Source organism: Nitrospira sp. CMX1 (assembly GCF_054902215.1).
In genome coordinates this window covers 92,556-108,479 of the sequence record NZ_JBUBKD010000063.1, presented here as the reverse complement: position 1 = coordinate 108,479, position 15,924 = coordinate 92,556, and the positions used below count along the sequence as shown (strand labels likewise).

General features: G+C 55.4%; 8 protein-coding genes. All 8 read right to left on the bottom strand.

Annotation, left to right across the window (positions count from 1 at the left end):
* Positions 1-43: 43 nt before the first annotated feature.
* Entirely contained in the window at positions 44-655 is a 612-nt protein-coding gene (cheD, locus tag ACYX34_RS16065; RefSeq protein ID WP_462077587.1) for a chemoreceptor glutamine deamidase CheD, read from the bottom strand.
* 4 nt (positions 656-659) lie between these two features.
* Positions 660-1,478, bottom strand: coding sequence for a CheR family methyltransferase (locus ACYX34_RS16060; RefSeq protein WP_462077586.1), 819 nt, complete (start codon positions 1,476-1,478; stop codon positions 660-662).
* A gap of 483 nt (positions 1,479-1,961) precedes the next feature.
* Positions 1,962-2,333 carry a CZB domain-containing protein gene (locus ACYX34_RS16055; RefSeq protein ID WP_462077585.1) on the bottom strand — a complete coding sequence of 124 codons (372 nt, stop codon included), beginning with the start codon at positions 2,331-2,333 and terminating at the stop codon, positions 1,962-1,964.
* A 158-nt stretch (positions 2,334-2,491) separates the two neighbouring features.
* A complete protein-coding gene (locus ACYX34_RS16050) occupies positions 2,492-5,344 on the bottom strand; it encodes a methyl-accepting chemotaxis protein (protein ID WP_462077584.1) in 2,853 nt (950 codons plus the stop codon).
* Positions 5,345-5,383: 39 nt separating this feature from the next.
* Positions 5,384-5,824: a c-type cytochrome gene (locus ACYX34_RS16045; RefSeq protein ID WP_462077583.1), complete on the bottom strand. Its 441-nt coding sequence runs from the start codon at positions 5,822-5,824 to the stop codon at positions 5,384-5,386.
* Between the two features lie 42 nt (positions 5,825-5,866).
* Positions 5,867-7,264, bottom strand: coding sequence for a hypothetical protein (locus tag ACYX34_RS16040; protein WP_462077582.1), 1,398 nt, complete (start codon positions 7,262-7,264; stop codon positions 5,867-5,869).
* 826 nt (positions 7,265-8,090) lie between these two features.
* Positions 8,091-8,849 (bottom strand): response regulator, encoded by a 759-nt coding sequence (locus ACYX34_RS16035; protein WP_462077581.1) that lies wholly within the window; start codon positions 8,847-8,849, stop codon positions 8,091-8,093.
* A 143-nt stretch (positions 8,850-8,992) separates the two neighbouring features.
* Entirely contained in the window at positions 8,993-15,520 is a 6,528-nt protein-coding gene (locus tag ACYX34_RS16030; RefSeq protein ID WP_462077580.1) for a PAS domain S-box protein, read from the bottom strand.
* Positions 15,521-15,924 lie beyond the last annotated feature (404 nt).

Here is a 15,924-nt window from a genome sequence, read left to right as displayed (position 1 = left end):
TCATAAAGCGGCTGACTCCGAGGCACGCACCGTTTTGTGTCGTTCAGAAGAGCGTGACATCATCCTCCACCGGCTTCTCGATCGTTTGGATCTTTGTGGCATATTCGTTTTCACGCTCAAGAATGGTTTTGTTCTTTAACCGCTCGATCTTTTTCAGAAGCACGCGGCCGGAATCCGTAAAATAATAGACTTTACGCGGGCAGACGTCTCCCAAATCCGTTTTCACCGCCTTGAGCCCCTCTGTTTTAAGAAAGGCAAGCACCCATTCGGCGTTTCGAGCCCCGACGTCGATATTCCCCTCGTAGATTTTCCCAGCCCCGAACAGCTTGACTTCCAACCGACTCTTCATGCCGCCCAGCTTCAAGATTTCATTGATCAACGACTCCATGGCATAGGAGCCGTATCGAGTCGATTCCCCCCAGGAATCGTTTCCTCCATCCTTTGGTTTCGGCAACATGAAATGATTCATTCCGCCCACACCCATGACTGGATCACGGATGCAGGCAGAAATACAGGACCCGAGCACGGTGTACACAATCATGGGAGTGGAACTGACAAAGAACTCTCCCGGCAAGATCGCCGCGATCTCATGGGGAAACCGGTTATCTCGCATCCGGCGGATATGCGAAAACGTGTTCGTCTCACTCAATGCCATGCGACTAGCAATCCTTCCGGTAGATGGTGGGGCCCATAACCTTGAAAGGGTGCTGCACCCACTGCAGGCTCTCGGAATGACCGATGAACAAATAGCCCCCAGGCTTCAGATATCGATGGAACTTGTTGACGAGTTGCTCCTGAGTGGGGCGATCGAAATAGATCATGACATTCCGGCAAAAAATGAGATCCAACGGGCTCTTAATCGGGAATCGATCATCCATGAGGTTCAACCGCCGGAACTGGATCATCGATGCCAGATGAGGCTTGACCTTCAAGAACCCTTCCCGCTCGCCATGCCCCCGTAGGAAATGCCGCTTCACGATCTCCGGCGGCACGTCCCGCATGCGTTCTGCCTCATACAGACCCGCCGCCGCTTTCGCCAAGACCCTGGTTGAAAGATCAGATGCCAGAATTTTGAAGTCCCAGCATTGAGGGTCAGAGACACTTTCGTAGAGCGTCATGGCGATCGTGTAGGGCTCTTCCCCGGTCGAGCACGCGGAGGACCAAATACGAATGTGTTTTTCCTTACCCAATTCAGGAAGAATCCGCTCACGCAGATAATCGAAATGTTTTGGCTCTCTGAAAAAGTCGGTCTTGTTGGTCGAGATCAGGTCCAACATCCGGGTGAACTCCTCCTTGGTGAGGTCACCCGTGACCCGCTCATAATATTCTGTGAAGGTTGTCAGCCCAAGATCTCGCAAGCGTTTGGACAGCCGAGACGCCAACAGCGTTTGTTTTTGATCGCCGAGCGAGATACCGCTTTCGTCGTAGATCAACTTGCGGAAACGGAGAAACTCATCTGAGGTAATGCCATAGTCCATGAGCAATCCATTGGGTGGAGGACCCGCGCCAAGTTCCTACCCACTCCTGCGAAGTCTTGGCTTTATCGGTCGGTTGCTGTCGATTCTTTACCGAAGGCGATTAAAACGAGCTTGCGGTGATAGAGTCGATATCGGCTCAAGAACAGCCAGACATCCTCCGACCGGAGGTCATCTTCTTTTCCCACATCGTCGCCAACAGGCCAGAAGGCAGGGCAAATTGCTTATAAGAGCAGAGATGCCTGTTTTCCTATGGATTTCACGAGAGGTCCCTCAGAACCCTTGTGTCCTGGGGATGTTCTCCGATGGACATTCGACTATGCTGCTTTATGGAGTGGTGTATGCAACTCCGGCAGAAAATGGAGCGACCTCCCCGACCGTTCGAGCGTATCTCGGATGATATGGACTAAACCAGCTGAACCTATAGAGCAACATGGTAAGATTCGATGAGTGGTCAAGACATGGCGATTCGTTGTGAGAAAATGCCTACGCTGCCATCTTCTTGACCCATACGGACATTGATGCGGTGAGCTTGGAAGATATTTTTGTATACTCACCATCCAACGACACCAGCTGTAGAGCCTTCTGTTTCTTCCCGTTCAATGCCAATTCGACGACCTGAGCAGCTACTTGATGAAAGTGTGCGTGAAGTTTCTTAACTTCTTCATATTGAGGAGAGGTTTTATCTTTCGCGTCCAGTGATGCGCCGTACAGCCATTTACCAAACGCGCACTGATCATCCATACGAACCGTATCAACGGGTGTATCCATTTTTCCGCTTTCAATGGCTTGCGTCAGGCGCGTTTTCCACATGCCGTGCGCGGCAATTGCTTTGGTGATTTCATCTTTATGAGCCATCGATTACTCCTTTAGATTCAGCATGAGATATCGTGAACGAGATACACATCGATATGCGAGAAAAACGAATAGCACAATGGCGACATTCTTCAGCAACAACCCTATCGATTTCTTCCGTATACGAGCCGAGAGCTCACCATGATTATGTGTTCGAACACTCAAAATTCCTCGAACCCGGAATCTTGATAGCGGTCCGTGCGAGGTCCGTCCGCCAACTTAAGGGGCGTCGATGCACCCGCTGTCGCATGTCCAGGGAGGTGCGAGACATCTCGTAATCTGGGCCTCTTCATTGAGGTCATCCGAGAGTTGCCGTCCTGATGCTTATAGCTGCGGTCGATGGTTTCTGCGACGAACGTTCTCAGTGAATGAACGGCCGGCATCGAAGCCTTTTCCGCTTCAGAGTTCCCAATTTTGAACCCCAAGACTCGGTGGTAGAGCTCTCGGGTCTGCTCTTGTACCGATTTGGTCGTACTCGCCAACTCTTCGACAAGGGTGGTGTTCTGCTGGGTCGTCTGGTCCATCGCCATGATGGCCTTGTTGACCTGATCAATCCCGCTCGCCTGTTCCTGCGATGCGGCCGTGATTTCCGCGATGATGTCGCTCACGTGCTTCACTGAATGCACGATGTCCTCTAACGTCTTCCCTGATTGATCCACCAGCGCGCTTCCTTCCGTGACTCGTTGGATCGATTCATTGATCAAGCCCTTGATTTCCTTGGCCGCCATGGCCGAGCGCTGCGCTAGGTTGCGCACCTCTGCCGCGACCACCGCAAACCCTCGGCCATGTTCACCTGCCCGTGCAGCCTCCACCGCCGCATTCAACGCCAACAGATTCGTCTGGAACGCGATCTCATCGATCACCGTGATGATATCGGCGATCTTCTTGCTGCTCTTGTTGATCTCCCCCATCGCATCGACGGCCCGTTTTGTCACGATACCGCCCTTATCCGCTGTATCGCGTGCGGCGATCGCCAACTGATTCGCCTGCTTGGCATTATCGGCATTTTGCTTCACAATGGCGGTCATTTCCTCCATTGATGCACTGGTCTCTTCCAGCGATCCGGCTTGTTCGCTCGTCCGCCGCGAAAGATCTTCATTCCCATTGGTGATGCCCTCCGCCCCGGCCGCCACACTCTCGACTGCCTCACGGACGCCGACCACAGTTTGAGTCAGGTTATACATACCCTCGTTGAGACTTTGCTTCATCGCTTCAAACTCGCCGGCATACTGACCGGTCATTGTCACCGTCAGATCGCATGAGGACAACGCTTTCATCACCAGCCCGACTTCCTTCATCGGGACCGAGATGGCGTCCAACAGTCGATTCATATTTTTCGACATCGAAAGATACACTCCGTCCAGCTCCTCCAGAGCCATACGATCAGAAAGCCGCCCTTGTGTCGCCCCCTGAACCAGATCATCGATGAGGCACTGGGTCCTGCGCTCCTGCGTCACATCACGCCATTCGATCACATAGGCTAATCTTTCGCCTTGGGCGCTGAACACCCCCCGCATTTGATAGTCGAACACTCTGCTTCCCAACGTGATTTCAGCATGTCGGACGGCTTGGGGTCCAAGCTCAGCGATCAATCGATTGAGAACTCCTTCGTCTTTAAAGAATGAGCGAATGGATTGACCGAGGAGCCGGTCGGCATTGAATCCAGAGATCTCAGTTCCGAGGTCGCGCTCCAATCGCTTCAACGATTCACGGGCGGCCTTATTCAAGAACATCACCAGTTCTTGCTCATCCACCAACATAAAATTCGTTCCCGCATGCTCAAGCGCCGATTGCATCCTGACGACGGTCCGTTCAGCTTGACGCACATCCGAGACATTGACCCACTCCATCGTATAGCCGAGAATCTCACCGCTACCCGATGTCAGGCCGCTCAACCGAATATCCAAGAGTAAGGGCCCGAGTCGGACATCCTCTCGGGCCGGGAGGCGCTGCGGATTGTCGAGCCCCCCTTGCAACTCCCGAGATCCTTCCAGCAACGGCTTCACACACCCACCCAGCAACCGGATTGGATCAAACGTCGGAACAATCCGTCGCAGCACGTCCGCAAGCTTTCCAAACGTCTCCTCCGCGCCTTTGTTCACGTAGGTGATACAGAGATTCCGGTCACAGATGACGAGGTTGGCTTTGGCGTTATTGAGAGTACTGACCATTTCCTGCTGCTTGGCGGCAGCCTGTTCCAGCTTGTCCCCCATGTCGTTGAACGCCCCGGCTAGCATGCCCATTTCGTCTCGAGCCATCACCTCAGACCGCGCCTTGAGATTGCCGCTTGCTATCAGCGCAACGGCATGACTCAACGTCTTCAATGGTCGAGTAATACTCACCGAGAGAAGACGCGCAATGAGCGTCCCGAGCAGAAGACAGACCCCGAATACCCCAAGTAAAATAGTTTGAGCTTTGGCGATCGTCTCTTCACCCGTCTGTTTGGAATCAGCTGCGATCTGGGCCACCGTGCTGAGCAATTGGTCCAGCGATTCACCCGCCATATTCATGGTCGGTCCGGCACCATAGAATGAATTCTGAATAGCCGCCTGCCTGAGACGTTCGGTTTCCTTCGAGTCTCCCGCCTCCATTGAGGATTTCATACGATCGATCGTTCGCTTCTCCAGCGCGAAATAATCTTCAATACCTTTTTCCACCGTGACAGATTCTGCCTTTTCCTCGTGTGCACCGGATGTCCCCTTGGTATGGCCTTTGTATGCAGTCAGATATTGCCGGACGTCGGTTTCAAGCTTCGGGAGCTCTGCCTGCATTTCCTGAAAGTCGTCCTTGCTTTGCACCCCGATGATTTGAATGACCTGATTTCGGTACCGCAGCAGGGCGGTACTCATTTTCGCCAGCTCGGTGCCGGCGACGGCGTTGTCCTGATACAAGCTTGTGATCGTATCCGACAATGTCAGGATGGCCCAGCGCGAGACGCCGGCTATGGCCAGCAATCCGGATAAGATGAATGCGAACCCAAGCCCTAGACGAATTCCTACAGACCAATGTTTCATAATAGGTCGGGGGTGTGACAGATGTTCAACAATCTCAGTTCACTTGAGTGTGCGCACGTAGTGGATGATCGTCCAGGCCTCTTCATCGTTAATATCCGACGGAATGAGCGAGACCATGCCGGTTCCGGGGCTGCCGTTCTTGATGACCCAAAACATCTCACCGTCCGTGCGAGTTTTCTGCCACTCCGCGTTCACAAAACTCCTGGGAGAAGGCTTCAGATTCTTCGCAAGCGGGCCGTCGCCGATCCCTTTCAGCCCGTGACATTTAAAACACGTGCCTTTCGATTCATAGAGGGCCTTCCCTTTGGCGGTCGTATCGGGTGACGATGCCACGGGGTTCGACAGTTTTTGTGCGGCGGCCAAGTCACTATCCGGCACACGTGGTTTCAGCGGATCACGCTCTGCGGCAAGCACCATCCCGCTCCCAATCACTCCGATCGCACAACAGGCCAGCCATCCCCATATCGTACGTGTATTCATCCAAATACTCCTTGCTGATCGATGCAGCCTTCATCTTCTCCCTTAGAACGAGAAGTCCATGCCGACAAACCCGACACGCGCGACTTGATCCTCTCCAAACGCGCCGGTCTTTGTCGTCTTCGTATGCGAGAACTCTCCATGGAAAGACAGCGCGGTGCGCTTGCTCTGATAGAGGTGGTATCGCATCGCAATGGTGTGCGACTCCACATTCCCGAATTTCTTGTCGAATGTCGGATCTCCTTGGAAATTATTCCTGATCCAGTCGAATCGGTAATAGGCGACGGCCGGGATGACGAAGTTGTAGTCGACCTCCACAAATCCTCCGTTCCATCGAGACGCTTGCGCGTTCAGGATTCCCTGCGACCGAAAGAGATTGGCCGAGTCGTTGGCGATCATGTAGGCCCCGAATACATTCACCTTGGACAACGCGGTTAAACTGAAGTCGACCCCGATCCGCGAAAACGTGCGGCTTTGCTCTCCTGTGCCGTTTTGGTCCACTCCTGCGATTGCGGGATTGGCCGCCGTGGGCGCCCGTCCAAACATACCGAATACGCCGATCCGTTGCCCGTCCACGATGCCGTATCCTTTGAATGATTGTGTCGCATGACCATAAAATTGAAGCGCACGCCCGCCGCCAGACCCGCCGACGTTCGTGACATTGGACGACACGACATTCAACGAGTAGCGGAACGTTCCATCGACCAGCTCGATATCCTTGGTGCCGAACAGTTCCATGCCTGGCTGATTGTCCCCCAGCGCAAAATCATTGGCGTTCCCATACTGCGGATTGCCAAGTGGGTTGGCGGTGATACGACTGAACGGAGTTCCCGACCGATAGTGATACATGACAAAGGGCGTGTTGAGGGTGGGACTCCGGTGTTCACTGAAGGGAAGATCCAACTCATATTTTCCGACTTTGATGTTCAAGAGGCTGGTCCCCATCACGTTATTCAAGCGAATAAACGCCGCCTCCAGATCTCCGTCGGTCCTGCCGGTGCCGAACCCCGCGCTTCCCAGACCCGGGGTATAGATGACACCGTAGGACACATCTTTCATAATCGTCCCAAACGCCAGAATATCCAGAATGGTAAACCCAAATCCTCCGGTGGAGGCGCCGACCGTACTCGTGGCCGGGTTCCCTACGCCGAGATGATTGATCGAACTCGTTTGATACCCAACCGACGTGCGCAGTGAGACCGGCCAATACGCCATATGTAGCCCGGTCGGCAGGTCATCATCCGAATCCATCTGGTATCCACTGTCACGAAATCGGTTCCCAAAATCGTTCAATTTAGGGAAGCTCGGCACGTGACAAGTATTACAGGACACGTCGTACTTTCTCGAAAATGCTGGAATCGCATGCGCATCCGGCACGAAGAATCCCAGATACCCGCTCAGAAGAATGATCAGTCCAACTCCAGCGTAGACTCGTCTCATCATCGAACGCCCCCTTTTCCTAAGTCAGGCCCGCCCTCATCCAATTGAGAACGGCTTATCTTCCTCAACAACACTATCGGCCTCTCGATGGTAATTCTTTAGGCTGAAATAATAGTGAGGACGTGAACCGATGCGGAAGGAGTCTTCATGGCAAGGCATGACCGCCTTACTATTTAATATTTACTTGGGACTATTGATTTTCCCTGACCAAGCGATGGCTGAGGACGGAGCACAGCACACAAGAGAGCCCCTGCAAGACACTTCATCAAAACCCACAACAATCGGTGGGGCCTGCCCCTGGTGCCGACGTGAAGCGTTGCGGCTTTACAGCTGCAGTGCCCTGCCTAGGGAATGAATTTACCCCTCTTCCCCTCTTTGAGCGGGGGCGAGAGCGGAATCCTGTGAAGCAGGACGAGCCCCACTCGTCATCAATGAAGAACCGCGCCTAGAACGGCGTGGGAATCTATTCCGTTCGACAGACAAAAAGGGCGCACGCCTGACGTCCTCATCAGAGGACACAGGACTGCGCCTTCCACTGGCAGGTCTTGCTCCTACACGTTCAGGCGGTCTGAGCCTCCTGCTCAAACCGACGGCTCTTGTCTTGTCTGACACCTTATCGGTATGAGCGAGGAAATCCTAAGCGGTGGGAGAGAAGAGGTTTCGAGTTGAAAGTTATCGGACAATACCGTGAAGCGTCGTATGTTGAAGAATCGGAGGTCCGAGATACTAAGCGGGAGACGCCTCCTCCAACTTGAACCTCAGGCTTCCACCCATGACCGTTTCACAGTTCAGGTTGTCCGATAACCCGAAACGTCCCCTGAAACCAGGTTCATATCTCCTCGCGAAGCACCTGTTCGATTTTTTCCCGGAGCAATCCCAGATCCTTGGAGCGGAAGGAGTTTTTTGTCTTTGCGAGCACCTCGATCGTCCCCTCGAGCGCGGCTCGATAGGTCGTGAGTCTGGGGCACTCCATCATTCGGCACACATCGATGGGCGCCTCGGCATGGCCTTGGAATTGGCTCGTCAGCACAGACCGGAGTCTATCGGACAAAACGGCCATCTGGGCAAAGCATTGCGCGAGATAGGTATCCAGCGACCAAGCCAACTCCGACTCGTTGGTACCGCTTCCCATCGGCGGGAGATCGTGATTCAAATGCTCCAGTGACGCGACCAATCGTTTCGCTTCCTCGCGCAGGGCGGCGGTCATCCGCAGCATCGTCGTCTTTTTCACCGCCTCGCCCACCGCCCGCCGCAGATCCGGCCAATCTACCGGCTTCAGCAGATAATCGGTGAACGAGAGACGTAGAGACTCCACGGCGGTCTGAACCGAGGGATAGCCCGTCACAAGTACGATCGGCAACATCGGAAAGCGGCTGCGGACGTCCCGGAGAAATTCAAACTGCATGTTCCCCGGCATGCGGATATCGGAAATAAGCACATCGTGCTCCTTCGTCAGCAACCGCCCGGCCTCGTCGGAATCCACCGCGCAATCGCAGCGATACCCCTCTTGCTCAAACAGTCTGGCCGTCGAGCGACGAAACGTCTCTTCATCATCCGCCAAGAGCATTCTCGGTGCGTCAGTCAACATAGATCATGACCTCCGGTGTGATTGTAAAGTTTTGGATTTCGAGTTTCGGTTCAATGTTTCATGTTCGATTCTTCACGTTTTTCTGGTGCTTCATATTCCGAATTTCAGGTTGTCCGACAACACGAAACTTCAAACCTGAAACGTTACACTTTTGCTCCCACCCTATCCCGTGGCAAGCACATGGTGAACGTCGATCCGCAGTGGACCTGCGTGTCGACCTCAATCGTTCCACCCATCGCCTGCACCAAACTCTGCGAGACGGACAGACCGAGCCCCATCCCCTTCTGATCCCGCCCGGTCTTCGTCGTATAAAAGGGATCGAAGATGTGCGGCAGATACTCCGGCGCAATACCGCCCCCCTGGTCCCTCACCACCAACCGAACTCCATCGGCCTCTTCCCGCAGGCTGAGCGTGATCGGACTCCCTTCGGGCGAGCACTCAATGGCATTCGTCAGCAAATTCAGCATGACTTGCATAAGATCCCCCCTCGGCACGCAGAGCCATCGGGGGGCGGACATCAGATCGACGACGAACTTCAGCCGCCGTTGCTGCAGCAGCGGCGTGAGCAACGCCTCCAGATCCGTCACCAGGATTCGGACATCCACCATCTCGCCTGAGCGAGTCTCCGGTCGACAGAGTTGGTACATATTCTGGATGATCGAGGCCACACGAGCAATCTCACGATCGATCAGCCCGACGAACTCCGCGCTCGGATGGGTCGGATCGATCGCCTGCCGGACGAGCGTAAAGGCGTTTTTGATCCCGGCGATCGGATTGTTGATTTCATGCGCGACACCGGCCGCGAGGCGACCCATCGCCGCCAGCTTTTCCGCCTGTGCGCGCTGCGATTCCAGCTTGGCGATCTCGGCGGTCCGTTCGGCGATCTGACATTCGAGCTCTTCCGTCCGTCGCAGCCGTTCAACCTCAAGATGCTTCCTCTCCGTAATATCGCGGCCTGCCACCAAACGAACTTCCTTTCCGCGATAGTGATAGGGCCTGACCACGACTTCACCGGGAAAGGTGGTGCCGTCCTTGCGGCACGCGATGGCTTCATACGGTCCTCTCACACCATCCCGCATATTGGCGGCGACTCGGTCGAGAGACTCCTCGGCAATGAGATCCAAGATTGATCGGCCGAGCAGTTCACCCGGTTGATAGCCGAACATCCGTTCCAAACCTGGATTGACCTCAAGCAAAACCCCCTGATCGTGAATGGCAATGCCATCGAATGTCGCTTCTGTCAGCAACTTGTATCGCAATTCACTCTCACGGATCGCCTCCTCCGCTTTGGTGCGCTCAACGATCTCTTTCTGAAGCGACCGATTTGTCAAGGCGAGCTGTTCCGTGCGCTCGGCAACTCGTTGTTCGAGTTCAGCATGCGCGACCCGCAAAGCCTGCTCGGCATTCCTCTGCTCCGTGATATCGGAAATCGATCCGACCATGCGGATTGGACGACCTGAGGCATCCCACACCGCCTGGCCGCGGTCGCGGAACCAGCGATACCCACCGTTGTTTATCTTCACTCGCACTTCGACATCGTAGGGTTCGCACATGCCGAGGTGATGACACATGGCTTGGCCTACCCGATCGACATCATCCGGATGCACCAGAGCCCTCCACGAGGCATAGGTCGAGACGACCTCGCTTGACTGAAGTCCGAACAGTTCAAAGTGACGGCCGGACCAATGCTGTTCTCCTGTCAGAATATTCCAATCCCAGATCCCATCGTTTGTCGCGCGAACGGCCAACGTAAACCGCTCCTCACTTTCATAGGCTGCGATTTCCGCCTGTTTGCGGGCCGTGATGTCTTCCGAAAAAATCACGATCCCGCCGACGGTCCCTTCAGACCTCAGCCACGGACGGATCTCCCAGTGTGACCAATTCGTGCGGCCATCAAGCCGACCAAAAGGATCCTCCTTGCAACTCTCAACGGCGCCGGCCAAACATCGGCGATGAATGGCTTTCCACCGCTCAGGCACCTCCGGAAAGACCTCATAGTGGCTTCGGCCGAGCAGCGGTTGATCACCAAGCTGATAATCCTCTCTCCAGCGCTGACTGACGGCGAGATACCGCATCTCTTGGTCGAACATCGCCAGCGCAACCGGGCTGTGCTCGATGAACAGCCGCAAATGCTCCTCCCGCTCGGCCAGCACCGCCTCAATCTTTTTTCTGGCGGAGATGTCTTCGCTGACGATGAGCGCCACTGACCCCGCCTCTTCCGTACGCACAATCCGCAAGCGCTCTCGCACCCAGATGATCGTCCCTTCCTTTGTTCGTTTCCTGAACTCCAATGACTCGATGCTGCCTGTCGCACCGGCGAAAGCCTGGGCCAGTTCCTGAAGAACGAACGCTGTGTCCTCTTCATACACGATGTCGAAAACTCGTCCGCCGATCAGCTCATCCGAATGATACCCCAACTGCTGAGCTCCGAAGCGGTTCACAGACAGAATCGTGCCATCCGGCGCCACCGTGAAGTACATGGAGGGATTATCATCGTACAAGGTACGCAGACGTTCCTCGCTGTCCCGCAGAGCCGCTTCCGATCGTTTGCGTTCGGTGATATCGCGCACGACGGCAACCACATAATACTCGTTCTGGTGACGGATGATCTGGGCGACGACTTCTACGGGAAAGGTCGTACCGTCTTTGCGCAGATGCACACTTTCGACCCGCAAGGGAACATCTGTTTCCCGCAGATGCTGCATATACTCATGAAAAACAGGGCTCGTGACCAGGGGGTCGATGTCCGGTACGGTCAAATTCGACAATTCCTCCCGCGTATAGCCGAGGCTCTCATGCGACTGCCGATTGCCGTCTAGAAACCGTCCGCTGGAGGGATCGATGACCTCGATGGAATCCGTCACTTGGTCCAGCAAGGTTCGAAACAGTTTCAGGTCCGCTTCCCGCTGCCTCTGCCTGGTGATGTCACGAAACGACGCGACCACGCCGAGCAGCGGCTGTTCCAAGCCCGAGGTAATGGGCTGCGTGTTGATCGAAAGCCACACGATCGACCCGTCGGGCCGATGCACACCCATGACGACGTTCTCGGAAGCGCGGCCGGTTCGAAGCGTTTTCATCACCGGATGGGTGTCGCCTGGAAACGGCGAGCCGTCTTCGTGGATCGCGCGCCACTGAGGATCGAGCGATGTGCAGCCTAACACCTGCTCTTCGGTCAGTCCCAGAATCCGGCAGGCACTGGCGTTACATGAGCGGATAATCCCACGCCCATCCAGAATGACAACTCCTTCCGCCATCGCCGCCACGACACTCCGGTGCCGCTCCTCACTAGCCCGCAGGGCGTCTTCCATCCGCTTGCGGTCAGAGATATCGACGGTGGCGCCGATGAGATGCGTCACCTGTCCGGCAGGATCACGAACGGCATGACCTCGCACATCGGTCCAGATAACCGTGCCGTCTTTTCTGACCATGCGCAATTCATACTGGTAGTCGTCGACTTCGCCCCTCGCGATTCGTTGCCAATGAGTCATGGCAATGGATTGATCGTCCGGATGCACAACGTTGAGCCAGGCGTAGGGATCGGCGGACAGCTCGTCGAGGTGATACCCGAACATGGCTTTCAGATTCCTGTCTCCGTAGTACGTGCCAGCTCGCACATCCAATTCCCAGACTCCAACTTGTCCCACCGCCGTGGCCCTGGCATACCGTTCCTCGTTCACCCGCAAGGTCTGCTCAACGCGTTTCTGTTCGGTGATGTTTCTCACGGTGCCCACCATCCGGATGGGCCGGCCCAGCTCGTCTCGATAGACCACACCGTTGCCCTCGAGCCACTGCATCTCGCCGGTCGGCGGCACGATCCGATGCTCCGTGTGGTAGGGCTTCTGACCGCTGAGTGCCTGCTCAATGTCCGCATGCAGCCCCGGCAGATCTTCCGGGTACACCAACCGTTGATAGGCCTCAAACGTCCCATCGAACGAGCCTCGAGGCAGCCCCTTCACTTCTTCACAGTTCTCTGACCAGATGACCTGATTGGTGAGGATATTCCAATCCCAGGTGGCCAATTTGGCAATGTCCATCGCCAAGCGAAGACGATCGTGTTGATCCTGACTCGCTCGTTCGAGCCTCTTCCGTTCCGTGATGTCGATCCCGATACCACCGAGCAACCTTCCTTGCTCCGTCTCCAAAGGAAACTTGATCGTGAGCCAATGTTTGGGCCGGCCTCCTACGGTGGGAATCGTTTCTTCAAGTTCCATCGGTTGACCGGATGCCATCACCCGTTGGTCGCCCCCATGCACCCGTGCCGCAGTATCATTCGGCAAGAAATCGAAGACCGTCTTTGCGACGGCCTCCTCACTGGACATCCCGAACAGCTGTTCAAACCAAGCATTGACGAAGAGGTGACGCCCATCCCTATCCTTGATAAATGTGACCGCCGGACTGTGCTGCATAAATGCGTGGAATCGTCTCTCACTTTCCTTCAATGCTTCCAGGGTACGAGCATGTTCAATGGCGAGTGCGGCAATGTGGCTGGCCCGCTCTATCAACCTGAGATCCTTCTGTTGCGGTGCCCTCTGTTCTCGAAAGTATGCGGCAAAGGTGCCGAACAGGATACCGGTGGAACTCAAGATCGGCTGCGACCAACAGGCCTTCAGCCCATGAGGCAGCGCGAGCTGTGCATAGTCTTTCCACAGGAGGTCGGTCGCAATGTCGGCGACGAACACAGGTTTCCTGAAATGGGCGGCGCTTCCACAGGAGCCGATCATGGGACCGATGGGAACCACACGAACAAGTCGATTGTAGACATCAGGAAGACTGGGTGCCGCTGCAGACAACAACTGCGTTCCCTCCTTGCTGGCCAGCATGACGGCGCAGAGCATCGGCGCCGTCTGTGCCTCGACCGCACGGCATAGGAACTCTAACACATCGTTGAGAGGCCGCCCCTTGGCCACCAATTCCAACGTCTGCCTCTCGGCATTCTGAAGCGCTTCTTCCCATTTGCGCTCCGTAATCTCCGTGTGAGACCCTGCCATACGAGTGGGATGCCCCTCGGCATCCCACAGTGCTTTCCCTCGCGCCTGGATCCAACAATAGGTGCCGTCCTTCTTTCGGAATCGAAACTCCACATCATAGGCACCCACCTGAGTCTGTAAGTAATGATGCAGCTCGGCTAATGCTCGAGGCTGATCGCCCGGGTGGAGACGGGATTCCCACTCACTGTAGAGGTCGGCAATCTCGTGATCTTCATATCCAAGCATGGTCTTCCAACGCTCGGAGAAATAGACTTTGTCCGTGCGAAGATCCCAGTCCCAGATGCCGTCATTGGTTCCTTGCATAGCCACCCGAAACCGATCCTCACTCATGCGGAGCGCCTGCTCAGCCTCGCTCCGCAGACGCTTGCTGCGAAGGCCCTCGACTACTTGCCCACAGGTTCCGAGGAACGGTTGGAGGTAGGCGACCAGCGCCTCGTCATACCCACCAGGCCGATTGGCGATGCAGACCATCCCCGTCATGACTCCGCCATGGGAGAACGGCAGGCTCAAAATCGCGTGCATCGGTCGGTAGCCAGGGAGCATCCCACCCACCCGTGGATCGTGGGCCGGATCGTTGGCTATCACAGGCTGGCCGCTCGTCATGATGTGGCCGAAGAGGGTCTTGAGATGCCTGAATTCGAGCATGGGTGCCTGATGAGCCAAGAATGTGCGAGTCTCGTTGTTCCAGGCGATGTTGGTGACCTCGGAGGTCCTCAAGACAGGCTGATCTTCGTCAGGCCGTACTTCTCCGATCCATCCATATTCACTCTCCGTCAGCTGCAGCAATTCCCGTAACATGATGTCAAACACCGCGTCGGGCTTTTCATTGTCGATAAACAACGATTGCACACGAGTGATCGACGCCAACAGTCGCTGCGTCGCCTGCTCTCGTCTCTCCGTGAGCTTGCGTTCGGTCACATCCTTGGCAAAGCAGTAGTGACCCGACAGCGCTTTCGCCTCGCTCTGCGGTTTCACGATGACGACGTACTGATCGAATACGGTGCCGTCTTTTCGGATTCCTCTGAACTCGCCTTCTGCCTTCCCGACCGCGAGCATCCGGCTGAATGCCGCCCCAACAGCCGACCGGTCCTCCGGATGCACCGTAATTTCCCAGGATTGTCCGACCAACTCCTCAGGACGATAGCCCAACAGCGCCGCATATGGTGCATTCACAAACAGATAGCGCCCGGCACGATCGAGCTTCGAAATGCCCTCCATCGCAAGCTCAACCGCAGTATTCGCTTCGCGTAAGGCCTCTTCTACCCTCTTCCGTTCGGTAATGTCTCGAGAGATGCCGAACAACCCGCACACCTGCCGCTCAGAATCGAACAGCGGGCCTTTGGTACTGAGAAAGGTCCGCAACTCTCCGCCGGGCATCGCAAGCGTTTCCTCAAATGTGACGACCTTGGCTCCGACCATCACCAGCCGGTCCTGTTCTCTGATTGACTCCGCAGCCCTCACTGGAAACAGCGCATAGTCGTCCTGCCCGATGATGTCCTCTGATCGCTTGCCGATGAACTGAGCCGTCGAGGCATTACACAGCCGGTAACGGCCATCCCGATCTTTAATGAACATCGCATCGCATGTCCCCTCGATGATGGCCCGGATACACTGACAGAAATCCGCTGGGGCACCTTCACCGACGCAGGATCTCTTCTGTCCTTGATGGCGTTGCTCATTCATATTCAGCACCACCGTTGTCATCGACCACAACGACCACATTCCATCGCGAGACACAATTGGAAAGAGAGAGCCGGTGTAGAAGCCGACCGTCAACCAGGCAGGATACAAGAACGGAGGGAGAGGCCATCAATGGCGTTGACATTCTAGCCCTACTTGATTGGACCTCTTGATGGACGCGACGTATTATATTGATATATCGTCACTCTTAACTAATTACATGTTTCGGCGAATCCGTCCATCGGGCCGTTCGGACCGGATCCGAGCAGCCCTACCCGGTACCGTTCGTGACGCGTCGGGTTTCAGGTTTAAAGTTCCAGGTTTTGCGGTGTGAGTTTCAGGTAGGGCGTTTCAGGTCGTCCGACAACGTGAAGCATGAAACTCTTAGGGCCTGTTGGCCTTCGGGG